This window comes from Cohnella sp. LGH (assembly GCF_017671885.1).
Taxonomy (GTDB): domain Bacteria; phylum Bacillota; class Bacilli; order Paenibacillales; family Paenibacillaceae; genus Cohnella; species Cohnella phaseoli.
This window is the reverse complement of record NZ_CP072117.1, coordinates 1,534,496-1,559,448: the sequence shown is the minus strand read 5'-3', so window position 1 is coordinate 1,559,448 and position 24,953 is coordinate 1,534,496. Positions and strand designations below refer to the sequence as shown.

Annotated in this window: 25 protein-coding genes and 1 other RNA gene; 15 read left to right on the top strand and 11 right to left on the bottom strand. The window is 54.9% G+C overall.

Annotated features, from left to right (window positions below):
* Nucleotides 1-1,167 carry a putative glycoside hydrolase gene (locus tag J4772_RS06175; RefSeq protein ID WP_209074561.1) on the bottom strand — a complete coding sequence of 389 codons (1,167 nt, stop codon included), beginning with the start codon at nt 1,165-1,167 and terminating at the stop codon, nt 1-3.
* Nucleotides 1,168-1,279: 112 nt separating this feature from the next.
* Nucleotides 1,280-2,107 carry a YitT family protein gene (locus J4772_RS06170; protein WP_116059066.1) on the bottom strand — a complete coding sequence of 276 codons (828 nt, stop codon included), beginning with the start codon at nt 2,105-2,107 and terminating at the stop codon, nt 1,280-1,282.
* A gap of 205 nt (nt 2,108-2,312) precedes the next feature.
* On the opposite strand from J4772_RS06170, the gene J4772_RS06165 reads away from it, so the two are divergent.
* The 4 genes from J4772_RS06165 to J4772_RS06150 all read left to right on the top strand — a co-directional run bounded on the left by J4772_RS06165 (nt 2,313) and on the right by J4772_RS06150 (nt 5,480).
* Nucleotides 2,313-3,959 carry a degradosome RNA helicase CshA gene (locus tag J4772_RS06165; protein WP_116059065.1) on the top strand — a complete coding sequence of 549 codons (1,647 nt, stop codon included), beginning with the start codon at nt 2,313-2,315 and terminating at the stop codon, nt 3,957-3,959.
* A gap of 43 nt (nt 3,960-4,002) precedes the next feature.
* On the top strand, nt 4,003-4,797 hold the full coding sequence (locus J4772_RS06160; RefSeq protein ID WP_116059064.1) for a YesL family protein: 795 nt from the start codon (nt 4,003-4,005) through the stop codon (nt 4,795-4,797).
* A gap of 37 nt (nt 4,798-4,834) precedes the next feature.
* Nucleotides 4,835-5,017, top strand: a non-coding RNA gene (gene ssrS, locus J4772_RS06155) — 6S RNA.
* Between the two features lie 37 nt (nt 5,018-5,054).
* Entirely contained in the window at nt 5,055-5,480 is a 426-nt protein-coding gene (locus tag J4772_RS06150) for a DUF1499 domain-containing protein (protein ID WP_116059063.1), read from the top strand.
* Between the two features lie 86 nt (nt 5,481-5,566).
* On the opposite strand, the gene tpx is transcribed toward J4772_RS06150, so the two are convergent.
* Nucleotides 5,567-6,079, bottom strand: a complete 513-nt coding sequence (gene tpx, locus J4772_RS06145) for a thiol peroxidase (protein ID WP_116059062.1) — start codon at nt 6,077-6,079, stop codon at nt 5,567-5,569.
* Nucleotides 6,080-6,187: 108 nt separating this feature from the next.
* Between tpx and J4772_RS06140 the strand changes: the two genes are divergently transcribed.
* The gene (locus tag J4772_RS06140; protein WP_116059061.1) at nt 6,188-7,090 is read left to right on the top strand and encodes a glutamate biosynthesis transcriptional regulator GltC; all 903 of its coding nucleotides are present in this window, start codon (nt 6,188-6,190) and stop codon (nt 7,088-7,090) included.
* 70 nt (nt 7,091-7,160) lie between these two features.
* Here J4772_RS06140 and J4772_RS06135 read toward each other — a convergent pair whose 3' ends face one another.
* Together J4772_RS06135 and J4772_RS06130 are read right to left on the bottom strand one after the other, a co-directional pair.
* Nucleotides 7,161-7,844, bottom strand: a complete 684-nt coding sequence (locus J4772_RS06135) for a zinc metallopeptidase (RefSeq protein ID WP_116059060.1) — start codon at nt 7,842-7,844, stop codon at nt 7,161-7,163.
* A 30-nt stretch (nt 7,845-7,874) separates the two neighbouring features.
* Nucleotides 7,875-8,330, bottom strand: a complete 456-nt coding sequence (locus J4772_RS06130) for a MerR family transcriptional regulator (RefSeq protein ID WP_116059059.1) — start codon at nt 8,328-8,330, stop codon at nt 7,875-7,877.
* Nucleotides 8,331-8,617: 287 nt separating this feature from the next.
* Here J4772_RS06130 and J4772_RS06125 point away from each other — a divergent pair, with 287 nt between their 5' ends.
* From J4772_RS06125 to J4772_RS06115, 3 genes are read left to right on the top strand one after another with little or no spacing between them, the layout of a single operon-like run.
* Nucleotides 8,618-9,979 (top strand): ammonium transporter, encoded by a 1,362-nt coding sequence (locus tag J4772_RS06125; RefSeq protein ID WP_209074560.1) that lies wholly within the window; start codon nt 8,618-8,620, stop codon nt 9,977-9,979.
* A 30-nt stretch (nt 9,980-10,009) separates the two neighbouring features.
* On the top strand, nt 10,010-11,098 hold the full coding sequence (locus J4772_RS06120) for a DUF294 nucleotidyltransferase-like domain-containing protein (RefSeq protein ID WP_209074559.1): 1,089 nt from the start codon (nt 10,010-10,012) through the stop codon (nt 11,096-11,098).
* Nucleotides 11,095-11,838, top strand: a complete 744-nt coding sequence (locus tag J4772_RS06115) for an exonuclease domain-containing protein (RefSeq protein ID WP_371822825.1) — start codon at nt 11,095-11,097, stop codon at nt 11,836-11,838. The genes J4772_RS06120 and J4772_RS06115 overlap by 4 nt, the downstream gene beginning before the upstream one ends.
* On the opposite strand, the gene J4772_RS06110 is transcribed toward J4772_RS06115, so the two are convergent.
* Together J4772_RS06110 and J4772_RS06105 are read right to left on the bottom strand one after the other, a co-directional pair.
* Nucleotides 11,777-12,247, bottom strand: a complete 471-nt coding sequence (locus J4772_RS06110; protein ID WP_209074558.1) for a M67 family metallopeptidase — start codon at nt 12,245-12,247, stop codon at nt 11,777-11,779. The two genes, J4772_RS06115 and J4772_RS06110, sit on opposite strands and share 62 nt — an antisense overlap.
* Nucleotides 12,248-12,308: 61 nt before the next feature.
* The gene (locus J4772_RS06105; protein ID WP_209074557.1) at nt 12,309-13,613 is read right to left on the bottom strand and encodes an MFS transporter; all 1,305 of its coding nucleotides are present in this window, start codon (nt 13,611-13,613) and stop codon (nt 12,309-12,311) included.
* A gap of 203 nt (nt 13,614-13,816) precedes the next feature.
* Here J4772_RS06105 and J4772_RS06100 point away from each other — a divergent pair, with 203 nt between their 5' ends.
* Nucleotides 13,817-14,386, top strand: a complete 570-nt coding sequence (locus J4772_RS06100; RefSeq protein ID WP_116059054.1) for a TlpA family protein disulfide reductase — start codon at nt 13,817-13,819, stop codon at nt 14,384-14,386.
* Nucleotides 14,387-14,483: 97 nt separating this feature from the next.
* Complete coding sequence (locus J4772_RS06095) at nt 14,484-16,040, top strand: glycosyltransferase family 2 protein (protein WP_247741035.1); 1,557 nt, start codon at nt 14,484-14,486, stop codon at nt 16,038-16,040.
* 3 nt (nt 16,041-16,043) lie between these two features.
* Here the strand turns inward: J4772_RS06095 and J4772_RS06090 are convergent, their stop codons facing one another.
* The gene (locus J4772_RS06090; protein WP_209074555.1) at nt 16,044-17,150 is read right to left on the bottom strand and encodes a glycosyltransferase; all 1,107 of its coding nucleotides are present in this window, start codon (nt 17,148-17,150) and stop codon (nt 16,044-16,046) included.
* Nucleotides 17,151-17,215: 65 nt separating this feature from the next.
* Nucleotides 17,216-19,453, bottom strand: coding sequence for a beta strand repeat-containing protein (locus J4772_RS06085; protein ID WP_247741034.1), 2,238 nt, complete (start codon nt 19,451-19,453; stop codon nt 17,216-17,218).
* Nucleotides 19,454-20,191: 738 nt separating this feature from the next.
* Between J4772_RS06085 and J4772_RS06080 the strand changes: the two genes are divergently transcribed.
* Entirely contained in the window at nt 20,192-20,506 is a 315-nt protein-coding gene (locus tag J4772_RS06080; RefSeq protein WP_181917478.1) for a metal-sulfur cluster assembly factor, read from the top strand.
* On the opposite strand, the gene J4772_RS06075 is transcribed toward J4772_RS06080, so the two are convergent.
* Nucleotides 20,499-21,827 (bottom strand): sensor histidine kinase, encoded by a 1,329-nt coding sequence (locus J4772_RS06075; protein ID WP_209074553.1) that lies wholly within the window; start codon nt 21,825-21,827, stop codon nt 20,499-20,501. The genes J4772_RS06080 and J4772_RS06075 overlap by 8 nt on opposite strands.
* The gene (locus J4772_RS06070) at nt 21,824-22,516 is read right to left on the bottom strand and encodes a response regulator transcription factor (RefSeq protein ID WP_209074552.1); all 693 of its coding nucleotides are present in this window, start codon (nt 22,514-22,516) and stop codon (nt 21,824-21,826) included. The genes J4772_RS06075 and J4772_RS06070 overlap by 4 nt, the downstream gene beginning before the upstream one ends.
* Before the next feature lie 174 nt (nt 22,517-22,690).
* Here J4772_RS06070 and J4772_RS06065 point away from each other — a divergent pair, with 174 nt between their 5' ends.
* From J4772_RS06065 to J4772_RS06050, 4 genes are all read left to right on the top strand, one after another.
* Complete coding sequence (locus tag J4772_RS06065; protein WP_209074551.1) at nt 22,691-23,062, top strand: DUF6220 domain-containing protein; 372 nt, start codon at nt 22,691-22,693, stop codon at nt 23,060-23,062.
* Nucleotides 23,063-23,174: 112 nt separating this feature from the next.
* Nucleotides 23,175-23,960 carry an SGNH/GDSL hydrolase family protein gene (locus J4772_RS06060; RefSeq protein ID WP_209074550.1) on the top strand — a complete coding sequence of 262 codons (786 nt, stop codon included), beginning with the start codon at nt 23,175-23,177 and terminating at the stop codon, nt 23,958-23,960.
* A gap of 49 nt (nt 23,961-24,009) precedes the next feature.
* Nucleotides 24,010-24,654 carry a DUF2306 domain-containing protein gene (locus tag J4772_RS06055; RefSeq protein ID WP_209074549.1) on the top strand — a complete coding sequence of 215 codons (645 nt, stop codon included), beginning with the start codon at nt 24,010-24,012 and terminating at the stop codon, nt 24,652-24,654.
* Nucleotides 24,655-24,723: 69 nt separating this feature from the next.
* Nucleotides 24,724-24,921, top strand: coding sequence for a DUF2188 domain-containing protein (locus tag J4772_RS06050; RefSeq protein WP_371822824.1), 198 nt, complete (start codon nt 24,724-24,726; stop codon nt 24,919-24,921).
* Nucleotides 24,922-24,953: the final 32 nt, after the last annotated feature.

Here is a 24,953-nt window from a genome sequence, read left to right as displayed (position 1 = left end):
TTAATATTTAACGCCTTCGGAGTAGCGGTTGCCGGCGTTCCAGAGCAAGAATTCTTCAACCCCGCTGTCGTTGAGCGCTTTGATCTGAGCTTGAACTTCGGCCGCTCCGTAGGGGGTGTAGTGGCCTTTGCCGAGCCATTTGGCGGTGAAATCCTGAATCCACGGCCGGATAATCGGCTTATCCTCGCCTAACGGCTCCAGCTTCTTGTGCGTGTCGTCCATCGCGCCCTTGATCGTCTCGTATGGCGCTTTGTCGGGATCCTTCTGCTTGAACCAGCCAGTGCTGTAATGGCTCGGATAGATCATCGGACTGATGACGTGCACGCCGCTGGAAATTTTCACGAAGTCCTGTCCGATGCCTTCCGCGGCAGGGACGGAGGCGGCATAGCCGAAGATGTCGACGGATACTCTCACGCCTAGCGGCTCCAGCTCCTTCTTGGCGTACTCGACGAACCCGCTCACAATGTCCACTCGGCTTTGTTCGTTCTTCGTGAACTTCAGGCTGTCTGCTCTCTTCTCGAAGCCTTCCGGGAAACGGACGTAGTCGAACTGGATTTCCTTAAAGCCGAGCTTGGCGGCTTCCTTGGCGACCTCGACGTTGTACTCCCATACTTCTTCGCGGTAAGGGTTGACGAATTTGTCCTTGTTGCCGTTCTGCCAGATCGAGCCGTCCTTCTGAACGAAGGAATATTCGGGATGCGATTTGGCGAGCACGCTGTCCTTAAAGACGACGACGCGCGCGATCGGATAAATCTCATGCTCCTTCAATGTGGTCATCAGCTTGTCGACATCCTTGATATAAGGCTGCGGATTGCCCAGCTCCTGCAGCTTCGGATTGCTCGTCTTGTAGGTAATGTTGCCGAGATCGTCCTTAATGTCGATGACCATGGAATTGAGCTCGGTTCGGTCGAGCAGATCCAGCAAGCTTGCCATCCTCTCTCCGCCTGCGCTGTAAGCCGTTACGTAGATGCCCTTAACGACCGGTGCGTTGGGCTGCGGATCGCCGCTTATTCCGGACGGAGGCTCTCCCTCTTCGCTGCCGGGCGTCGCGGGCTGATGCGAGGCGCCCACTAACGAACTCCACAATCCGGCGGACGAATGGCCGGTCGAAGCTCCGCCTCCGAACATATTGTTCAACAACAGGAAAAACGTCAAAAAAATACTCATACTATTCTCTCCCCATAAGCTCTGTAACAAGATTATAAACGAGTTAGGGGGGAGTAGACACAGGTATTTTGTAGTATTTTGCTGAATAACCCAGAATTTTCGCTGGTCGAAGTTACCTTCTGCGGAAATCTCCGATCACATCGACCGTTTGGACGACGTTGACGAACGCTTTGGCATCGACCTCCTTGATCATTTTGCGCAGCTCGGCCAACTCGAAGCGGGTTGCGACCGTCATTAGCATATCCCGTTCCTCGCTGGTGAACGCGCCTCGCGTTCTGATGATCGTGACTCCCCGGGGCATCCGGAGCAGTCTGGAGGCGAGCTCTTGCGTATGATTGGTGACGATAAAAGCGGTCACCTTGTGATGCGGCGTATGTACGGCGTCAATTACTTTTCCCGTTAAGTAGATCGATAGCATAGAATAAAGGGCGGCGTTCCAATCGTCCTTCAGAAAGCCGAGGGCAGCCACGACGATCGTATTGAGCGCGACGATCAGCAGGCCGACGGGGAGATTGCGGTAACGCGAAATGATGGATGCGACAATGTCGAACCCTCCGGAGGAGCCTCCGAACCGAAGAGCTCCTGTCGTACCCAAGCCGACGAGTACGCCGCCGAATACGGAGGCGAGCAGGCGGTCGTCCGTTAATTTGATTTCGGGAATAATTTGCAGGAAAAACGACGTGGCGGCAACAGTGACGATGCTGAGCGCGATGAATCGTTTGCCCAGGACACGGTAGCCCCAGAACAAAATCGGGACATTCAGGGCAAAATACAGCAAGCCGATGTTCCAACCGGTCATGTAACCGACGATCATCGCGACGCCGGACACTCCGCTGCTGAGCAGCTTTTCCGGTATAAGCAGCATTTGAAAGCCGAAGCCGACAATGGCAGCGCTCAGAATCATTAAAAATACGGGGCCGATTACGGCAAGTCTCCTCATGAAAGCACTCCTCATTAACAACTCGCGCGCGAGAACGGTCGCGGTGACGTAGGCCTTAGGTTCCCCTTGGGAAAAAGCGCTCATTCAACATAATGGCACTCTTTTCCTATGACTGGAGTTAAGAGCAGGGGTGTGCTATAATGAACTGATCATTTTTTTGGAAGCCGTAAGTTGAAGGCCCAACACAGAAGGAGATTGAAAAAGTTTGAGCACATTTGCAGAGTTTGGTTTGGAGCCGGATGTACTTCAAGCCATATCGGAGATGGGATTTGAAGAGGCGACCCCAATCCAAGCGAAAGCTATTCCCGTTGCCATCGCAGGCAAAGACATGATCGGGCAGGCCCAGACGGGCACAGGCAAAACAGCCGCATTCGGGATCCCGATGATCAGCAAGATTGCAGCATCGGAAGACCGCATTGTCGCTTTGATTATGGCGCCGACTCGCGAACTCGCGATTCAGGTATCGGAAGAAATTGAGAAGCTTGGACGTTTCAAGGGACTGCGTTCCTTGGCTATATATGGCGGTCAAGACATCTCACGTCAGATCCGGTCTCTAAGACGGAAGCCGCAGATTATTATCGGAACTCCCGGTCGTTTGCTCGACCACATCAACCGCAAGACGATCAAGCTCGACGACGTGCAGACGGTCGTTCTGGACGAAGCGGACGAAATGCTGGATATGGGCTTTATGGAAGACATTCAGTCGATCCTGAAGCTCGTTCCCGAAGCGCGTCAGACGCTGCTGTTCTCGGCGACGATGCCGGCGAACATCCAGAAGCTGGCTCAGCAATTCCTGCGCGAGCCTGAGCACGTCAAAGTCGAATCGAAGCTGCTCAGCGCACCTTCGATCCAACAGTTTTATGTAGAAATCCAGGAGCGCATGAAGTTCGACGGACTGTGCCGCCTGCTCGACATGGAGCCGCCTGAACTGGCGATTATCTTCGGTCGTACGAAGCGCCGCGTAGCCGAGCTGTCCGAAGCGCTGATGAAGCGCGGATACGCTTGCGACGGCCTGCACGGAGATTTGTCTCAGAATCAGCGTGACGCCGTTATGCGCAAGTTCCGCGACGGCAGCATCGATATTCTGGTGGCTACGGACGTAGCTGCGCGCGGACTGGACGTATCTGGCGTTACCCACGTCATCAACTTCGACCTGCCGCAAGATCCTGAGAGCTACGTTCACCGGATCGGCCGTACGGGTCGCGCAGGCAAAGAGGGAACATCCTGGTCCTTCGTCACGCACCGCGAGACCGATCATCTTCACTTCATTGAGAAGGTGACCCGTCACCGTATCTCCAAGAAGATGTTGCCGACCCTGTCCGAAGCGATGGAAGGCAAACAGAAAGTTCTTGCCGAGCGGATTATGGAAACCGTTCGTTCCGATGAGGAAGTCAATCCTTACAAATGGGTTGCGATGCAATTGCTGGAGCAATACGATTCCGTCGAATTGCTGGCTGCTGCTATGAAGCTGCTCAACGGCGACAAGAAAGACGTTAATATCGAATTGACCCCCGAAGATCCGGTTCGCTCGAAGAAGCGCAAGTTCGAGGGCGGACGCAGCGGCGGCTACGGCAGCAGCGGTGGCAGCGGTCGTCGCTACGGCGGCAGCGGCGGTCAAGGCGGCGGCTCGGGCTCGTGGCGCCAGAGCGGTCAAGGACGCGGAGATCGCGGCCCTGGCGGCTACAACGGCGGACGCAAACCGTACGGCAGCGGCAATCGTTACGGTGGCAGTGGCGGTGGCAATGGCAACCGGGACGAAGGCGGCTATCGCGACAATCGCGGCGGACGTCCGGAGCGGAAAGACGACTACCGCGGCAATCGCTCGCAGAACGAAGATTTCGTAAAGGTCTAATCGCAGCAGCATAGCGAACAACAGTCATCAGGGAGGATTCCCCATGGAAATGCGGGGCATGATGGGCGGCTTCTACAAAATATCCGAATGGATTATGAGGCTGTCGGTTATTAACGTTTTATGGCTTCTCACTTCTCTTCCTTTTTGGTTTCTGTTTATTACGCCTTTCATCAGCACGCAGGCTGAGGGAGACGCCGCAAGCGGCTCCCTCATCTCGGCTGTTATTTTGATGGCGATCGCGGCTCCTTTCACCCTGTTTCCGTCAACCTCGGCGATGTTCTCGGTTGCCCGGAAATGGGTGCTGGGGGACGTTGACGTACCGCTGTTCAAAACCTTTTTCCGCAACTATAAGCAAAACTACGTTCAGGCGATGATAGGCGGTATTGTCTATGCTCTGCTGTTCGCGATTCTGATCATCGACTTCCAAGTCTATCTGAAACAGATCAGCGGATTTCAGATTTTGGCCTACCTCTTTATCGCTTTGATGCTGTTGTTGCTTATATCTATGTTGCACTTTTTCTCTTTGTTGTCGCATTTTCATATGAAAACGATTCAACTGTTCAAGAATGCGCTTATACTGACGATCGGACGCCCGTTTCGTTCGCTTGCCATGGCGATTGGAGCGGTGGTCGTTATCGCCATCAGCATGAGATTCACCTTTTTGCTGCCCTTCTTCTTCGGAAGCATCATCGCGGTATACACCTTCTTCAACTTCAACATTGTCATTCAGAAGATGATGTTGGCGAAGGAACAAGCCGAGAGCGAATCTGACGAAGAGTCCGATGATGAAAGCGAAGAAGACAAGAGTGTAAACCTAGAGAAGAAATCCCAAGACTAAACATTTTACTTTTGCGCTTTGCCTGCTTATAATGGGGATATTCCTGCCCTGTGCGTTACGGCGCTTCATTGTTTTGAACCAATGTTTGTTTCCAGGGAGCTCTACATTGCCAGGCGGCTGACAGGCCCTCGAAAAGGGAAGTCAAAAACCGGGCTGCGGGCACCCACCTGCTAAAGCAGGTTCAGAAACATGCACGTCGGACGGCAAGGGCGGGTTTTTTCCGTCTATGGGTCTTTAATCCCCGGGTAAGGCGTGATATGATAGAATGTAGCGCCAAAGGTACTCGGAGGGAGAGAGAGCGTTTGAAGCGGATTCTGATCGGATTGATTCGCAGTCATGAACATACGAGCGACAAGGCGAAAGACCCCAAGCTTAAATCTCATTATTATCGCCTTTCGAAAGATCGCGCTTGGGATGAGATCAGCTCTATTCTGAAGAAAATGAAGGGCTACAAAGTGCTTCACGAAGTTCAGACGGTTGGGGAAATCGTGATGGAGAAGAAGTCGATGGCCGGGCGGACAATGGATATTACGATCCAGTTGGTTGGTACAAGCCCAGGCAATACGGCAGTCGATATTTACTCGGCTTCCCGCGGCTCTCTCGGCGATCTTGGATCCAACTACCGCAACATACAAGAGATTTACAGCGTGCTGGATCGCAAGCTGTCGAGCTATAAAGCTTAGAGAGGCGCGCGCGTTTCGGACGACATTAATAAAGCGAGGAAAGGCGTCTGGCCTGTCCTCGCTTTTGTCATGTTCGGGTTTGCGATTTAGAGAAGGTTCTTGACAGCTTCGATCGCCGCTTCATAATTCGGGTGCTCGGTCATTTCATTCAGTACTTCGATATAAGCGATGCGGTCGTTCGTGTCGATGACGAAGATCGCTCTCATGTCCAGGTGGAATTCTTTGATGAACACGCCGTAGTCTTTACCGAAGCTGTTCTCCTTATAGTCGGACAGTAGGAATACGCGATCTACGCCGGCTGCAGCGCACCAGCGAGCTTGCGCGAACGGTAGATCGGCGCTGACAGTCAGAATGGCAACGTTCTCGCCCAGCTTGGAGGCTTCTTCGTTAAAACGACGAGTTTGCGCGTCGCATACGCCTGTGTCAATCGAAGGAACTACGCTGACGAGCTTAACCTTGCCTGCAAAATCCTTCAGGGAGGAAGTTTCGAGCAGGTTTTTGTTTAACGTGAAATCTGGCGCGGAATCGCCGACCTTCAACTCGGGGCCGACAAGCGTAATCGGGCTGCTCTTGAAAGAAACGGTACGTTCTTGGGACATGGGAAGAAATCCTCCTTCATTGATAAGGTCTGCCGTAATTATTATAATCGTTATGGAACGTCATTGTCCAATCCTTGGGAGTTGACGGTTGCGGAAAGGGGTGGTCGCGTGGAACTGAGACAATTGGAATATTTCGTACAGGTCGCACGGCTGCAGCATGTGACGAAAGCGGCCGAGGAGCTTCATGTGGCGCAGTCGGCCGTAAGCAGACAGATTCATCGTCTGGAGGAGGAGTTGGGCGTGCGTCTGTTCATGCAGCGCGGACGCAACGTACAGCTTACGCCTGTCGGTCAGCTATTTCTTCGCAGAGCGGAAGCGTTGCTGGGGGATCTCGACCGTGCCGTTATGGAGATTCACGAGTTTCTCGACCCTGAGGTCGGAGAGATTCGGCTTGGTTTTCCTCATAGTCTGGGTATCCACCTCGTGCCTCAAGTTGTGGCCGCTTTCCGTAAGCTGCACCCTAACGTTAAATTTCGTTTCCGGCAAGGAATGTATCCTTCCCTCATCCGGGATGTCATTGACGCCGAAGTGGACATCGCGTTTATTTCTCCGTATCCGGAAAACAACGAACAGGTGACGGGGGAAGTCGTGCTGACGGAAAGCTTGTACGCGATTCTGCCGATCAACCATCCGTTAGCGAAAAAACCGGCGATTAATCTGAGCGAGTTGAAGGATGAAACGTTTGTGTTGTTCGGCAACGGCTACTCGTTGCGCCCGATCGTGTGGGATGCCTGCAAGGAGGCGGGGTTTACGCCGAAAATCGGGTTCGAAGGCGAGGAGTCGGGGACGATTCGCGGGCTTGTCGCGGCCGGCATGGGCGTCAGTCTGCTGCCGGAGATGGCGATGTACGAGACGAGTTCGATGATGCCGGCCGTCGTGAAAATCAGCGAGCCGAAAGTCACTCGAACGGTTGGCCTGATTCATAGATCCTCGGAGAAGCTTCCGCTTGTCGTACAGATCTTTCATTCGTTCCTGATCGATTTTTTTAAGAACGATTATGAGTCGCTATAGTTGGATAATATCAAAAGGGCAGCCTCGGGATTGCGAACGATCCGAGGCTGCCCTTTATTTAGAATTTGGGTTAATCCCGATTGCTGCTCGTGAAAATCAGAATATATTTGACGAGCTCAAGCAGAGAAATCAGTGCGGCGGCGACATAGGTCAGCGCGGCGGCGTTCAGCACCTTGGCGACTCCGCGTTCTTCGTCGCGGTGGATAAAACCTTCCGCGACCATCAGATCCCGCGCCCTTGAGCTTGCGTTGAACTCCACGGGCAAGGTGACGAGTTGAAAGGCGACCGCGGCCGAGAAGAAGATGATCCCGAAGCCGATCATGTTAAGCGAGTGGAACAGGAAGCCGGCGATCAGCAGGAAAGGTGCGATGCCGGATGCGAAGCGAACGACCGGGAACATCCGGTGACGCAGCACAAGCATCGGATAAGAATGCTGATGCTGAATGGCGTGTCCGACTTCGTGACAGGCGACGGAAATCGCGGCGATCGAACGTTCCGAGTAGACGGGCTCGGATAGTCTTACGACTCGCGCGATCGGATCGTAATGATCGGATAACGCGCCTCGCACCGGTTCAACGGGAACGTCGTGCAGGCCATTGAGGTCCAGCATTCTTCTCGCCGCCTCGCGGCCGGTCAGGCCGCTTGCGGCACGGACCTGGGACCAGCGATTAAAAGTCCCTTTGACCCTGAACTGGGCCCACACGGATAACAGGAAGGCGATGATGATCACGAAATCCATCGGGTGAAAGAACATGATGTTCGAACCTCCATTAGGGTAACTTGTTTACATGAAGTTACTTTTCCCCAAAAGAAGCAGAAGAGCCTCGACGCAAGCTGCGGTTTGCGGTGTAATGGCTTGGTACAGTTTTTTGGCTTGCCGTGGCTTTAACTGCTCGATTACCGGCTCAAGCTCTTTAACCTCCCGCTCCAGTTGAGCGAGATGAATCTGGAGGTCGGCAAGCTTGCGGTTGACGGCTTCGTCTGTCGCAACGCGGTTGTGCGAGACAAACTGCTCTCTAATTTCCTCAAGCGAGAACTTCTGAGCCTTTAGTTGTTCGATTTGGCGCAGCCGGGTCAACGTTTCTTCGTCATACAAGCGATAGTTGCCTGAAGAACGTTTGGCGGGCAGCAGCAACCCCATACTGGTGTAGTAATCGATCGTCCGCGGGCTGATTCCGGCCAAAGAGGAAAGCTCTCCGATCCGGAATAGCCGTTCGGCGGCGTGCTGATTTTTACGCATCGTTATCCCCCTTTTGCTCGCGAAGTCTACTCCCATCATACAGAATCCCCAACCATACAGTCAAACGTGATGCTTTCAAGTGGTGTCCGTCTTACGACGCAGGCTGCAAATATATAACATATACATTACACGAAAGAATGAAAACGGCCAAGGTGAAAGGGGGTTATGCGTAAAAACACAAACTTTTATACAAAATTACATCTATCCAAACCCGATATCACCCTCTATAATGACATTATTACTTTCTTGTTATGTCATATTATATAACACTAAGAGGAGTGGGCGTTATGTTGAAGAAAAGCTTGTTATCGATCGGCGCATTGCTGGTACTATTTCCGACGGTCGCATTTGCGGAGGACCCGTCGCCGACACAGCTGAATATGGGGCTCGATGCTCTATGGGTTATGTTGGGGGCGATTCTGGTCCTGTTCATGCAAGGCGGATTTATTCTTCTCGAAGCCGGATCGACTCGGATGAAGAACGCCGGACACGTCGCAGGCAAAACGATCTTTACGGTGGGCCTTGCCTCGATTGTCTACTGGGCAGTTGGCTACGGAATTACGTTCGGCGGGGAAGCTTCGGAGACGTTGAACAAATTCATCGGATTTGGCCAATTTTTCTTCAGTCCGGCTAACGGGGTGACCGACGGCAGCCTGCCCGACTCGATCTTCTTCGTTTTCCAGCTCGCTTTCGCAGCCGTATCGCTGTCGATCGCCTGGGGCGGATTCGCGGAAAGAGCGAAATTGTCCTCTTATCTCATCTTCACCTTGTTCTTCGTGTCGGTTATCTACCCGGTTGTCGCTCACTGGATCTGGGGCGGCGGCTGGCTCGCGGAAGACGGAGCGCAGGATTTCGCCGGCTCCACCGTCGTTCACCTTACAGGCGCAATAGGAGCGCTGGCGGCTACGATTCTGCTTAAACCCCGCATTGGCCGATTCAACAAGGACGGCTCGGCGAATGAGATTCTTGGGCACAATCAAGTGTTTACGGCTCTGTCCGTGCTTATTTTATGGGTCGGCTGGTTTGGCTTTAACGCGGGCAGCACGGTTTCGATCGGCGACGGTTTCTTCGGCTTCGTGGCTTTTAATACGCAGTTGGGCGCAGCCGCAGGCGCTGTGGCGGGGCTGCTGATCTCCTGGCTTGTGAACGGTAAGGCAGACATTACCGCTACGCTGAACGGCGCTCTAGCCGGTCTGGTGGCGATCACGGCCTCTTGCGCCTTCGTAGATCCGTGGGCTGCAGTTGTTATCGGTCTCGTTGCCGGAGTGCTCGTCTTCTTCAGTGCCAAGTTTTTCGAAAAAATGAAAATCGACGATCCCATCTATGCGTTGTCCGTACATGGCGCAGCAGGGATTTGGGGCACTGTGGCGAATGGTTTGTTTGCTACGGAAGAGCTGGCGGCTAAAGTCGGCGTCGGCCAAGCGGGCCTGTTCGAGGGCGGAGGTTGGAAGCAGCTGTGGGTTCAAGTAGAATCGGTCGTTGTAGCCGGCGGATTCGCTTTCGTTGCGTGCTTCATCGTGCTGTGGGTCGTGAAAAAGGCGATCGGCTTCCGCGTGACGGAGGAGCAAGAGATTATCGGACTTGACTTGAGCGAACACGGTACCTACGGTTATCCGGAACAATTAAAAAAAGCGAACACGTCCCTGTAAACGCTGCTTAAGTCAGGAGGAGATAGACGCATGGACAGTCCCAAAGCGGAAAAGCGCTGGCCGGACATCGACTGCGCCGGCAATCTCGAACAGTTGAAGACGGCAAGGGAGAAGGGGCAGCGGCGATTGGAGGCCGATTTCTTCTCCTTGCCCGTCGAAGAGGCGATCGCTGCGCTAAATGAACTGCACGATGCGTTGATTGTCCGGGTGCTGGCGCTGGCGGAAAACGATTTGGCACGGTCGGGGCTTGGAGCCCCTCCCGTGCCTTATGCGTATATGCTCTACGGCAGCGGAGGTAGGCTGGAACAGACCATGCATAGCGACCAGGACAGCGGCCTGGTCTATGAAGATGCGCGAGATGAAGCGGAGGAGGAGGTTAATCGGAGTTACTTTCTGAAGCTGGCCGAAACGGCGGTCGAATATTTGATCGCAATCGGCTATCCGCCATGCGAAGGCAACGTAATCGCATCCAATCCGGTATGGTGCTTGCCGCTAACGGGCTGGACGAAGCGGATTGCAGGCTGGTTCGCGGAACCGAGCTGGGAAAACGTTCGTTATCTGCTCATAGCTGCCGACGGACGAGCGATATGGGGAGATGCCGGTCTGGCGAATCAACTGCGCAGCCGATATTTCGGCGACCTGCTCGGCCACCCGGTCATCGAGCGCAGAATGCTGGACAATACGCTGCACCACAAAGTTCTTGTCGGCGTATTCGGACAGCTGCTGACAGAGAGATACGGGGAGAATGCGGGTGGCCTGGACATCAAGTACGGGGCCTATATTCCGATGGTTAACGCCTTTCGCTTGCTGGCAATGCGCGCCGGCATTCAGGAGACCAATACTTTACGGCGGATTGACGCTCTGCTTGGAGAAGGATGGCTGAATCCGTCCGAGGCAGAGGAGACAAGGGAAGCTTTCCTACTCTTTCTTAAACTGCGGCATTTCACGTCTACGACGATGGAAGGCGGGCGGCTCGTAGGCACGGGAAAGCTTCCGGCGAGCAAACTGACGAAGGAGATGGTCGCTCCTCTGAAGAAGGCGCTGAAGGTCGGCAAAAACATTCAACGTAAAGTACAGAAGGAGTTGCCGATCCGGCTTGGCGGGGGGAGAGCGAAGTGAAGGAGCCCAAGGATACGAATGCGCGAGGACGAATGTGGAACTTGTACAAAATGGGCGGGCTTCCCCCGGCGATTGCGTCGATGTTCGGCTCGGCCAACGCCCAGCAAATGGCTTTTATTCGCTCGATGTCCAGGGAGCAACGCAAGGAAAGCGCGCTAGCTCTACCGCTTGCCGAGATGGAAGCGGTCGTGTTCGATCTGGAGACGACGGGGTTTTATCCGTACAATGGCGACGAGATTATTTCGGTGGGAGCCGTTTTAATCCGCGGGGGAGAGTTCGAGGAGGTCGAGCCGTTCTATCGGCTCGTCAATCCGAAGCGCAAAATTCCGCGTCATATTACAGAACTGACCGGGATCACGAACGAGATGGCCGAAAATGCGCCGGATTTGATGCAGGTGCTGCACGACTTTATGGGTTATATCGGCAGGAAAGTGCTGATTGCGCACGGCAGCGGCCATGACAAGCAGTTTTTGAGCAGCGCGCTGTGGCGCACCTCGAAGGTAAACTTGACGCATCGGATTATCGATACGATGATGATCGCCAAGTGGCTGGAGCCGAAGGCGATTCATTATGGCTTGGACGAGGTGCTCGAACGTTACGGCGTCCCTGTGACGGAGCGGCATCATGCGCTTCATGATTCGGTTATGACCGCCAAGCTTTATTTCAAATTTCTCCGTTCTATTTTGGATCGGCAGGTGACGACGCTGGGAGAGCTGTATGCGTATTTAAGCCGTCATTAACGACCCACAGGGGAATCGGGGTCCAGTGATTGTCCGATTCGCGCGCGAAGACGCCGATCTCGTGATCGGCTTCGGTCAGCCCGATAATCCAATAAGTTCTCCACGGAATGAAACCTGCAAGATCGCTATCGCTGGGAACGATCGTTCCCGATGGATGACTGTGGAAGAAACCGACGATCTCGCGTTGGTTTTTTTGCGCTTCGAAGAAGGCTGCGATCCAGTCCTCGGGGTGAAAAGAAAAATGAGCTGCCGGGTGACCGGCAGCATTGCGAATGAGAAGGAACTCGCTTGCTTCGATAATGCCGCTTGTTACCGTCCCCATGATCACTCCGCACGCCTCGTAGGGCAGGCGGTTCCGCAGCGCATGCACGAGCCCTTTTTCCAAATCGGCGTCTAATCTGACCTCCACATCCGTCTCCCCTCTCCTCATCACACTGAGTATGAATGAAGGGGGCGGCGCTGGCAACTTGCTACTGCACCTGCTTGCCGGGTTTAACCAGGAAGAAGACCAGCGCAAGCGCGATCAGCGACAACGCGGATACCGTCACGAACACGATCGTATGCGACTTGCCCATCATCCACCCGAACAGGGGCGGGCCGAAGGCGACCCCGAAAAATCGCAGACTGCTGTATAGCGACGTAATCATCCCGCGCTCCGCCTTCTCGACAGCTCCGGTAATCATCGTGTTCAGGCAGGGCAGGAGCAGACCGGTGCCGATGCTGCTGATCGTCAGCAGCCCGATAAAGACGTAGAGATTGCTGTTAAACCAGATCGTGAGCGCCAAGGAGACGACCATCAGGGCGAGTCCGATATTCATGAGCCAGCGAATGAGCACGCCGTTTTTGCGGATGACCGTGCCGGTGATGTAAGCGGTCGTGACCATTCCGAACAGCGGAATGGCGAGGACAAAGCCCTTTCGGACGCCCTCGATGGAATAGGGAGGTTTCTCCAAAATGTCCGACAGGAAAAAGAGCACCCCGAACAAAATAAACAGAGCGAGCGATCCCGCGAAGAACGAGGAGATCAGCCAGCGGCCGCGTTCGGCGAAAATTTGTTTGACGGAGCGCAGGTACTGCGAGATCGGTTGCGGTTCGTCCTGACGTTTCGGTTCCTTGATGAGAAAAATAACGCCGAGCAGGGAGAGGAGGCAGAAGACGGGAAACGCGAAAAAGGCGGCATACCAGACGATCAGCGCAAGCAGCGAGCCCAGAATCGGACTGACGACCTTTCCGGCTCCGTTGGAGGCCTCGATCAAGCCGAGCGCCTGGCTCTCTTGGCCGTCCTTGTACAAGTCTCCGACGAGCGCCATCGCAATCGGCGCGGTTCCGGCCGCTCCGATGCCCTGCAGCGCTCGCGCGGCAATCAGCACGGAGTACGAATCCCAGATCGCTCCGAAACCGGCAAGCACGCCAGCGCTGCCGTACACGATGAGAGAGGGGATAATCACAGCTTTGCGGCTGAAGCGATCCGACAAATAGCCGGCGATCGGAATGATCAGGGCGGCGCATACGGAAAATAAGCTGATGACCAGACTCGTTTGAAATTGCGAGATCCCCAGCTCGCTTCTGAGCGTCGGGAGGATTGGGACAAGCATGGAATTGCCGAGCACGAGTACGAGCGGTACGGTAGAGAGAGCGATGTACTGGCGTATTTTGCTTTTGGGTTTGCCTTGTCCGCCGGAGGAAGATTGAGCTTCCGGTCTCTCGGCGTCTGCGCCGATGTCGCTCGTGAAGGTGACGGACAGTCTGCTTCTGGATTTCGTGGTTGCGGACACTTCCTGTTTCCTCCTTAAACGGCAGCTTTTACTCGTTCAACCTGCTGTCGCTGGTTCAGTTAACGTTCCCTTGCATTTGAGGCGATATGCGTTGGGTGGATGGAAGGAGATGTTCATCATTCCGACACGTCTGAGTCATGGAAGGTTCCTTGGAAATGGGGTAAGATAAGGGTAATATCTTGAACTTGAGAGTTGAGGAATCCATGAAAAGAAACCTGATTATTTTGGCAATAGCGGTCATTGCGATTGCTGGAGTGTGGATATGGGACGAAAGCGGGCGCGGAGCTTCCTCCGGTAAGGCGGCGGGAGCGAACGGGCAGTCGGCCGGCGAAATTCCGGCAGATCCGGCGCCGAAGGCGAATCATTTCGCACCAGCGTTTACGCTCGATTCGCTGGATGGAACGACGTCCTTCAGCGTCGGGGGGAAGCGGGACAAAGCTCTGATCGTTAATTTCTGGGCGGCCTGGTGCGGGCCGTGCGAGGTGGAGGCGCCGGATCTTAAGGCGATCTATGAAGATCATCAGGATAAGCTCGATCTGTATGCCGTTAACGCCACCAATTACGACAGGTTGAGATCGGCCAAAGAATTCGTGAAGGAGCAGGGCTTCGTGTTTCCTGTTCTGACCGATGCGGAGGGCGTAGCCGGAGACCTGTACAAAATTACCGGATATCCGGTCAGCTTTATTATCGATCGTGACGGCGTTGTCCGCCATCGGATCGAGGGCATTGTGGAGCGCAAGGAATGGGAGAAGATGTTGCAGGACGTGCTGTAGCGACGCCGACAACTTAGGAATCGATTGCCTCCTCCATGCATAAAGGTTAAGGAAGAACGAGTTTCTTCCGAAGCCGGCGAGCATGGGAGGGAGATTCATGGAAAAGCTCAAAATCATGATCGCAAGCCCGGTTCGGCGCAGACCGGACATATTGACCGAATTTCTGCACGGATTGGCTTCGATCGACGGCGGAGATCACGAGCTGATTTTCCGACTGGTCGATGACAACGACGACCCGGCATCGACCGAGCTGTTGAAGAGCTTTCAAGCTATGCAAGCGCAAAAAGGGATTTCCGCGAAGATCGAACAAGCCGATCGGAGTGCGGAAATCCCTTTTCAATGTAACGAGAATACGCATATATGGAACGAAATGCTTGTATGGAGAGTAGCCAAATCCAAGGACGGATTTATCCGGCAGGCAAGGGACGAACGCGTAGATGCCTTGCTGCTGGTCGATTCGGACATCGTTCTTCATCCTGGGACTTTGCTCCGCCTGCTGGAGACGGGAAAGCCGATCGTCAGCGAAATTTTCTGGACGCAGTGGCAGCCGGGAACCGCTCCGCTGCCTCAGGTGTGGTTAAGCGACGAATACGATATGGTGTCCAGGGAGCCGGGGACGCTGCTGTCGGATGCTGAAATCAAGCGAAGAACGAATGAATTTCTTGCGATGCTCCGAACTCCCGGACTGTACCAAGTAGGCGGGCTCGGGGCCTGCACGCTGATCGGCTCGGAGGCGCTGCGCTTTGATCTGTCTTTTCGCAAAATACGCAATCTATCCCTATGGGGAGAGGATCGCCATTTTTGCATCCGGGCGGAATGTCTCGGCTTCGATTTATTTGTCGATACGACGCTGCCGGCTCTGCATCTATATCGGATCTCGGATATCGGGAAGCTGCCCGCGCAGCGCGTTCATTGGCGCAATATGGGGCGCGGGGCTGCCGAAGACGATTCCAGGCCGAGACTGCTGCTGTCGATGACGATGCGAAATGAAGCGGAAGGCCATTTGAGAGAGATGCTTGCGCGCTGCAAGGATTATATCGATGCGGCATCTATTATCGACGATGGGAGCACGGACGGCTCGGCGGACATCTGTAGACAGGCGCTAGCGGGCATTCCCTTGAGGATCGTTCGCAACGACGAGCCGAAATTTGGCAACGAGTATGAGCTTAGACAGCAGCAATGGGCGGAAGCGGCGAAGCTAAACCCGCAATGGGTGCTTGTGCTCGATGCGGACGAATGGTTTGAGGATCGTTTTAAGGATGGGCTTTCCGCCATGCTTGAGCAGGAAGAAATCGACGTTTACAGCTTCCGCATTTACGATTTTTGGGACGATTGCCGATACCGGGAGGATGAGCATTGGAACAGTCACGGATTATATAGGCCGCTGCTGGTAAGGTATCGCCCGCATTTCCCCGCCGTGTGGTCGGAAACGCCTGTGCATTGCGGCAGAATGCCGTGGAACATTTTTTCCTTGCCGAATGCGATCAGTCCGTTCAGACTCAAGCACATGGGGTGGGCTAAGGAGTCAGAGAGGCGGCGCAAGTATGAGCGTTATAGCGAGTCGGACCCCGACGGATCGTATGGAAGCAAAGCTCAATACGAATCGATTATGGATGCGAATCCTCGTTTGGTCGAATGGAGCGAGAACGGCTGACGATTATCCGGCTTCCTGGTTATCTGAAGCGCTGTCTTGTCGGGAAACCAACGGTTCCAGGTAAGCTTTGTTTTGTAAAATGGCCGCATCGTCCGGACGATAGGTTCGGGCGATTTCGTTATGGGCGTAGGCCAGGTCGTGCAGCTTCATCCGGTCGTAGCAGACGCATAGCTGCAAGTGAGGGAGCCATGTTCTACAGGCGTGGTTTTCCAACGCCCACTTTTCCTGTGCGGGAAGTTCGATCGCCAATCTGTACCAATGGGCGGCGGCTTCGTATTTGCCCCGATGCAGCAAGCTGAAGCCGATGCGGCAGCAAAACTCGGGGCGGGGCGTATCGTAGCGGAAAGCGCGGCAGATCGCGTTCCACTCTTGCTCCGCCTCTCCAAGCGCGTGGTAGCAATCCGCAAGCTTGCTGCACGCGGTCACCTCATCCTCGATCCAGCCTTCCCCCTCGTCAAGGAATCGCTCATAATGAGCGGCAGCTTGGCGGTATTGCTGTGCCTCCAGCAGTTCATGGGCGTAGTAGAGTCGGTCGCGTGGCGTCAGCGGCAATCCTTGCGCTTCCCGCTGGCTGTAGATGCGTAGATTTCTGCCGGGGTCCGCATCGGTTAATGGACAATGAGCGACGGCGATATCGCTTGTTACAATATGCCCGCCTACAATAAGCACCTCGTGCACCGCTCCTTGCCAACTGTAACGATTGGATCTTTTGACCAAACGATTGCGTCTTAGACTGTGGGCGACGTTGCCGTATTCGTCTCGACTCAGCTCATAGATCATCGAGACGGAATCGGTATCGGGGCTGAGCGTCCGTTTTAGATCTAGCAGCTTCTGCTGGTTGTCGGGAGTAATTACGTCGTCGGCATCCAGCCATAGGATGTAGTCCTGTGTGGCGGCATCGAAGGAGAAGTTGCGGGCTGCGGAAAAGTTGTCGATCCAGGCGAAATGAAGCAGTCGATCCGTGAAGCGCAGGGCGATCTCTCTCGTGCGGTCGGTGGAACCTGTATCCACAATGATTATCTCGTCGACAAGCGGAGCTGCGGAGTCCAGGCAGCGTTCGAGAACTTGCTCTTCGTTTTTGACGATCATGCAGAGGCTAATCGTAATCATGCGATTCCTCCTATGGGTTCAGGGAAGTTCGTTTGCTCCTGCGATAAATTGGATGGAGCTTCGCGTCAAGTTAATCTGTGCATCGACCAGACGGTGGCCGAAGCGTTGGGTCCGCCCAGGTTTAAGTTGATTGTAAGCCCGGTGCTGACGTACAGGATGGCGATGGTGTCTCCGGCATTCAGCGTGACGTCTCCCGCCATTGTAACCGTTGCATTGCCTAGAATGACTCGAAGGGTAAGAAGGGTAATGGAGGTGTTCAGTAACGGGAATAAACCTGTAATCAAATCGGTTCCATCGCTTGTGCGCCTGACGACGAAGGAAGGGTTGATGGTTGATCCTAGCTGAATGCCGATAGCAGCGACCGTGGTGTAACTGACGGTTGCTTTAATCGCGTATCTGCCTGTAACCGGCACCGTATAGGTTCCTGTCGTCGGGTCGAATCCCGCGCCCGGATAATAAGGAGCGGTTGTCGTCCAGTTGTTAAGTTGGGTGCCTGTAGCAATCGTGCTCGGAGCGCGCGAAGCCGAGAAGCCGTCCGCCAATACGCTTGGTCCCGTACTGCCCGTCGTACCCGTAGCGCCGGTTGCCCCGGTAACGCCTGTAGCTCCGGTTGAGCCTGTAGAGCCCGTAGCTCCAGTGGCGGATGTGATTCCGGTTGCTCCAGTTGGCCCGGTTGCTCCAGTTGCGCCAGTGACACCGGTCGCTCCGGTTGGTCCGGTGACTCCGGTGGGGCCGGTAACGCCAGTCGCACCAGTGGCTCCAGTCGAGCCCGTAGTTCCAGTAGCTCCCGTAGTTCCGGTAGCTCCAGTCGAGCCCGTAGTTCCAGTAGCTCCCGTAGTTCCGGTAGCTCCAGTCGAGCCCGTAGTTCCAGTAGCTCCCGTAGTTCCGGTAGCTCCAGTCGAGCCCGTAGTTCCAGTAGCTCCCGTAGTTCCGGTAGCTCCAGTCGAGCCCGTAGTTCCGGTAGCTCCAGTAGCTCCAGTAGTTCCAGTAGCTCCAGTAGTTCCAGTAGCCCCAGTTACCCCGGTCGCACCTGTATTGCCTGTAGGGCCGGTAGGCCCTGTGTTGCCAGTGTTTCCAGTAGGGCCAGTATTGCCCGTCGCACCAGTGGCTCCAGAAGTTCCGGTAGCCCCAGTTACCCCGGTTGCACCTGTGTTGCCTGTAGGACCGGTGGAACCTGTGTTGCCGGTGTTTCCAGTAGAGCCGGTAATGCCAGTCGCACCAGTGGCTCCAGTCGAGCCCGTAGTTCCAGTAGCTCCAGAAGTTCCGGTAGCCCCAGTTACCCCGGTTGCACCTGTGTTGCCTGTAGGACCGGTGGAACCCGTGTTGCCGGTGTTTCCAGTAGAGCCGGTATTGCCAGTCGCACCAGTGGCTCCAGTCGAGCCCGTAGTTCCGGTAGCTCCAGTAGTTCCAGTAGTTCCAGTAGCCCCAGTTACCCCGGTCGCACCTGTATTGCCTGTAGTACCGGTAGGCCCTGTGTTGCCAGTGTTTCCAGTAGGGCCAGTATTGCCAGTCGCCCCGGTAGCTCCAGTCGTGCCAGTAACGCCAGTCGCCCCGGTCACTCCTGTGTTGCCTGAAGGACCAGTGAAACCCGTGACGCCAGTGACACCTGTAAAACCAGTAACTCCGGTGGGGCCAGTGGTTCCAGTCGCTCCGGTGCCGCCAGTAGTTCCAGTAAAACCAGTAGTTCCGGTAGTCCCGGTAGCTCCAGTCGCACCGATACCCCCGGTTGCCCCAGTAGCGCCAGTAGAACCCGTAGAACCAGTAGCGCCGGTGGTTCCGGTTGCGCCAATCGCTCCAATATCACCCGTAGCCCCAGTCGCGCCAGTGCTGCCTGTCGCCCCGGTGGAACCTGTGACGCCAGTATCCCCTGTTTGTCCAGTGGCTCCGGACGGACCGGTTGCCCCCGTCACTCCTGTAGCACCGGTCGCCCCTGTTGTTCCGCTACCTGTAGCTCCTGTATTACCGGTGCCACCAGTTGCTCCAGTAGCTCCCGTGCTACCGGTAGCTCCAGTCGGCCCTGTCACTGCCGTACCGGGGGGGCCTGTGACGCCAGTCGCTCCGGTCACCCCGGTGGCACCTGTGTTTCCGGTTCCGCCAGTGGCTCCTTGGCCGGGTCCAGGTGGTCCCGTCACACCGGTCGCTCCGGTCACCCCGGTGGCACCTGTATTGCCGGTTCCGCCAGTGGCTCCCTGGGCGGGTCCAGGAGGCCCCGTCGCACCGGTCGCCCCAGTAACGCCAGTAGTCCCCGTAGCTCCAGTAGCCCCGGTTTCACCGGGATCGCCGTTCATGCCTCGGAAGCCCATCAAACCTCTCGAACCGGGCGATCCCATTGGACCCGTCGATCCCGTATGGCCGGTAGGGCCTGTCGGACCGGTTATACCAGTCGGTCGAGGAATAGGTTTGGGAGGAGAAGGCTTGGGATGCTTTCTCCTATGCTTCTTTTGTTTTTTGCGGTGTGGACAACAGCACGAACGAAGGATCTTCTTGCAGAAGTAACAATGCTTGGGGAGCTTCCTTTTTCTCATCGTCAACCTCCCCTCCCTCCAAACCCCGATTCTGCTTTCGGCTCCATAAAAAAATACCTCACTATGGAGGTACATACGAAAACTCTCATGTATAACTTATGATTGCCCGCATGTCTCCATAACCATGAAGAGTCAAATTGCGGGAAGAAACGACTTGTCCCGGCAATAAACAACGACGGATCAATTGACGTACATCAACTTGCTCTGCCCCCGTCGGAGACGGAGCAGGGGAGAACGGCGTCTTACGCGCACGGATTCCGCCTGTTCATTTGATAGAAAAGGATAATCGATAGGGAGGTTGTTGTGCATGTATCTCCTTGCGCTTCGATCCTGAATTGGAAGAGCTAACCCGTTAAGGGGGCGATTTCAGGAGCGGATGAGGCGGTCGCCGGAGATACATGCATTTTTTCATTCCAATCCCGCTGCGGAGCTCTATTCCGATTGTTTTGGTCTTTTTAGACGCATACTATGCCCGAGCAAAAGCTGGATAAATCAACCGCGAAGGATGTGCTGGCCATGAATGAAGACCGGATTACAGAGGCCCTTGAAGAAGTGATCGATCCCGAAATCGGTGTGAACATCGTGGATCTCGGGCTCGTGTACGGCATCGAGGCAAGAGATCATGGGGAAGTTATCGTCGAAATGACGCTTACCATTCCCGAATGTCCTTTGGCGGATCAGATCGTTGCTAGTGTCAAAACGGCCGTCGAAGCGGTCGAAGGGGTAGAGCGGGCCGAAGTGAAGCTGGTGTTCGAGCCGAAATGGACGCCTGCGCGAATGAATGACGAAGCCAGGGAACAAATTCGGTCCAGATCCATGTCCGCTACTTAAGGACGGAAGCAAGAGGAAGCCATCCCGCAAAAACGGCCCCTTCGTCAGACTTATCCCGATGTACCGCAAGCTCCCCGTCGTGAGCCCTTATAATTCGCCGCGCAATTGTAAGGCCTAGCCCGGTGCCTCCGTATTCCGGGTTTCTGGATTCGTCGCTCCGATAGAACGGTTCGAAAATGCGTGCCTCCTCTATTGCCGATATCCCCGGTCCCGTGTCTTTGATCGAGAACAGCGCCCTATTTTCCCGGGTCGAGCAGTGGATCGTAACATTGCCGTTGGCTGGCGTAAACCGGAGCGCGTTGTCCATCAGGTTCCCGATTGCGCGGTGGATCAGATGGGGGTCAGCATGAAGCGCGATGGCCTCGGGAGAGGCGTTGAACCGCAGATCGATCTTCTTTTCCTTGGCGATTGGAGCGTATTCGGCCACCAGATCTGCAAGCAGCCGATTCAATTCGATGCGTTCCCGGCGCATGGACAGGTCGAGCGAATCCATTACGGTATAGGAGGAAAGATCGGATACAAGGCGATTCAGCTGCTCCGCCTTGTGGCTGCAGATCTCCAAGTAATGCGGAAGCTTCTGCGGACTGCCGTGCATGCTTTTCTCTATGCGCTGTAGAAATCCCCGGAGCGTAAAGATCGGCGTTCTTAAGTCGTGAGCAATCGCGCTAATGAAAAAACGGCGTTCTTCCTCCAGACGGGACTGCCGGATCAACGATTCCTGGAGCTCGTTGCGCATCGCGTGAAAAGCGTTGCGAACGTCAATCACCTCGGCAACGGTCGATGTCGGAAGCTCAAAATCCAGATCGCCGGCGGCGATTTGTCTGGCGGCTGCGCTGGTCGCTTCCAACGGTCTGACGACGACGCGCCCGATCTTTAAGCCGATAAAGACGATCACGCCTGCCGCGTCGATAATGGACAACGCGACTCCCCATCCATTGCCCGGCTTCGGGCCATAGAGAAACATACTGCCCTGCAGCTGGCCTTTTTCCGCAAAAACAATCTGTCTGATCTCCGCGTAATTCGAGCCCTCCGGCATAAATCGAAACCGTTCCCGCCCCGAAGCGTCGTTCACGATGATACCAAGATGGAGAGAGGAGGCTTTTTTTTCCACGGCGGACCTCCACTCGGGATTTTCCCACTGAGCCATTCCGGATTTGCTCGCTTCCTCCGCCAGTCCGTCCATGCCCGCCTGCCGCTGCTCCGCTTGCGAGGGATGAAGGAGATAACGGTCGACGAGTCCCGGCACTTCATAGACCAACCGGGGAACAACGGTGACGATGAGCATGCCGAAGAGCATCCAATAGCGAAGCTTCATCTTCATTCCGCCCGCTCCCCCTCGAAACGGTAGCCGACGCCCCAAACGTTCGTAATATACTTGGGTTTACGCGGATTTTCCTCGATTTTCTCGCGAATTCTGCCCATGTGCACCGTGACGGAATGCTTATCTCCGATCCCCTCCCAGAACCGCTGCAGCAATTGTTCATAGGTGAAAACCTGCCGCGGGTATTCCGCGAACAGACATAGAATTTCAAATTCTTTGGGCGTCATGGGCACAGGCTGTCCGTCGATCGTCACCTCGTATGCGTTGACGTTAAGCGCGAGGCGGCCGAAATCGAGTATGACGGGGGATTTCTTCTCGCTGTTGTCGTATCGGCGGAGCACGGCTTTAACCCGAGCCACGACTTCCTCCGGAGTTGCGGTCTTCACAATGTAATCGTCCCCTCCCAGGCTCAAGCCGCGGATCTTGTCGAGCGCTTCGCCTCTCGCGCTGAGGAACAGAATCGGGGTGTTGCTCGTCTTGCGGACCTGTCGGCATAAATCGAGACCGCTCTGTCCCGGCATCATCACATCCAGTAAAATACAGTCGACCGAATGCCGATCCAGCGCACTGCCGGCTTCCTCGGCGTTATACGCCTCGATCACGTGAAACCGCTCATCCTCCAGAAACTCTCTCATCAGCTCCACGATTTCTTTATCGTCGTCGACAAGTAATACCGTTCGCTTGCTCATAGGCTCTCCTCCCGAAAATGCCGCGCTCGTGCCTGTATTTTAGCACATTAAGCTTCCGTCCAATGGCGGACGTACTGAAATGTAACTGTCTGTTGCTTGTTTTGTGACATTTTCGCACCGTGTTCCGTGAGAAGCGTTCGTTATGATTTTTGTAACACAGAAGGGAGGGTTTAGATGAGAATCGCTCGGTACGTCTACAATATTTTGGCAATCGCATTTCTATTATGCCTTGTCGTTCAAGCGTTTATTGCAGGCCTGGCGGTGTTCACGGACGCGGTCTATTGGGGCTCGCATACCGAATTTGTTCGTTATTTTGCCTTTATGCCTTTGGTGATGTTCCTGCTGACCTTCATCGCCAAAATCGGAGGGGTCCAACGTTGGTTAAGCTTGGGGATGTTCGGAGCGGTTATTTTTCAATTTCTTAATATTCAGGCGCTGCCGTCCGCAGCCGTACTCCATCCCGTCATTGCCTTGATCCTGTTCGCCATGTCGTTCATCGTCGTCCGGAATACCACCTGGAGGGGAACGCGCGGCGAGATCGGATAGGGGAGCGAGGACCACAAAACGAAATCGGAGATGATCGCAGATAAAGGTTGAAAACAATCGGCAAATGCTTGGACAGTGGACAAAGCTTATTCGCATGCAGCACCCGGAGAAAATGTTGAAATTCGTCCGCGGCTTTCAAGATGAGACGTTAGCGACTCTGTACGGCATTCCCGATACGGAGACGTTCCTCCGTCTTAAAAAATCGCTGCATCGGCAGACGAAAGAAGCGGCGGCGCAGCTGCTGGAGGATCCGACTTTTGCCGACAGGGTCGATCAGCTCCCGTTCAGGCAGGGGGAGACCATCGTCGGGCTCGGGGAAAGCACGACGGACGATCTGCTCTCGTGGTTTGAAATTTTGCGGCAGCTTCTGGAGCTCAGAAGACCGCGGGACGGCATCCGATTGGTCAACGAAGGCCTATCCGGCCATACTTCGTCGCAGCTGCTCGGGCGGATCAACGGTACGATGGCTCATGATCCGGATTGGGTGCTCTGCATGATCGGGGGCAACGATGCTCTGCGCTTCGGTAGCTTTGGTACGGAGCCTTCGCCAACGCAAGTCAGTATCGGGGAAACCTCCCGAAACCTCGCGGAAATTCGCCGACTGGCGCAGGCAAGAGGGAATCCGCGGTGGGTATGGATCACCCCTACGACGATCAACGACGAGCGGGTTGAAGCTTTCCCGCCCTTCCGGCAGGGGGGAATCCGCTGCCGCAATGAGGATATCGTCGCTGTGGGCGACGTTATGCGGAATCTATCCGATCCCGTCGTCGATACGCAAGCCGATTTCGGGCTGCCTGCCAACGCCGTATGGATGGAGGCGGACGGACTTCATCCGTCGCTTGCCGGACATCAGGTCATCGTAGCTTTGCTGGTGCAGGAGTTGACGGGAGGAAAGTAGGGGAGAGATTAACGCGCGATACAGCAGATTAAGCAAGGGAGGCTGGGGAATGCCAAGAAAAGTCCGAAGAAGAAAAATAGGCTGGGGCTTGCTTGCGGGACTCATCTTTGCCGCAGCAGCCTTCGCCGTGGCTCCGTATCTCACGATGAATTCCGGGTTAAGCCGCGTGCCGATCCGCGATTCGTTCGAGCTGCACTATCCTTTGTTGCTGGTGCACATTTATTCGTCCTTTATCGCACTTGCGATCGGCTGGCTGCAATTCGTTCCCCGTCTCCGCGAGCGTAAACCGCATATCCATCGATGGATCGGCAGAGGTTATTTGACCATGGTGGCGATTGGAAGCATGAGCGGTCTGATCGTCGGGATGTATACGGACAGCTATACGAGGCAGGTTGCGTTTCTGATTCTGGTCGTATTATGGATCGTTACCGGATGGAAGGGCTACCGGTATGCGAGGCGGCGGCAATTCGCGGAACACGGCGTGTGGATGATCCGAAGCTATGCGGTAACGTTGGTCGCCGCGACGGCTCGAATCGTAACGCCGCTCTGTATCTTGTTTTATATAGCGAATAAAGGCTTGCCTGACGGAGGCGTCGAGGTTGTATTGGCCAATGTGATGGAGGTGAACATTTTTCTCGGTCTGGTCATTAATATCCTGATCACGGAGTGGCTGATCGTTAAAAAAAGAACCTGACAAGTGTCGCCGTGATTCAAATTCGCTAAAGTCGTCTAAAAGAAGGTAGAAAAGCTGCGGGAGGAATAAATGATGCCCTGGAACAAAGACGACTATCCGGATTCGCTCAAAAACTTCATGGCCCCGATCCGCAACAAGGCGATCGACATTGCTAACGAACTGCTGGAGGAAGGCTATTCCGAAAGCCGCGCGATCTCGATCGCCACCGCCAAGGCCAAAGAATGGGGAGAAAACCGCCACAAGCAGATCCGCAAGAAAGGACACTGACGGGCTGCTGAGCAAACTATGCTCTGATGAGG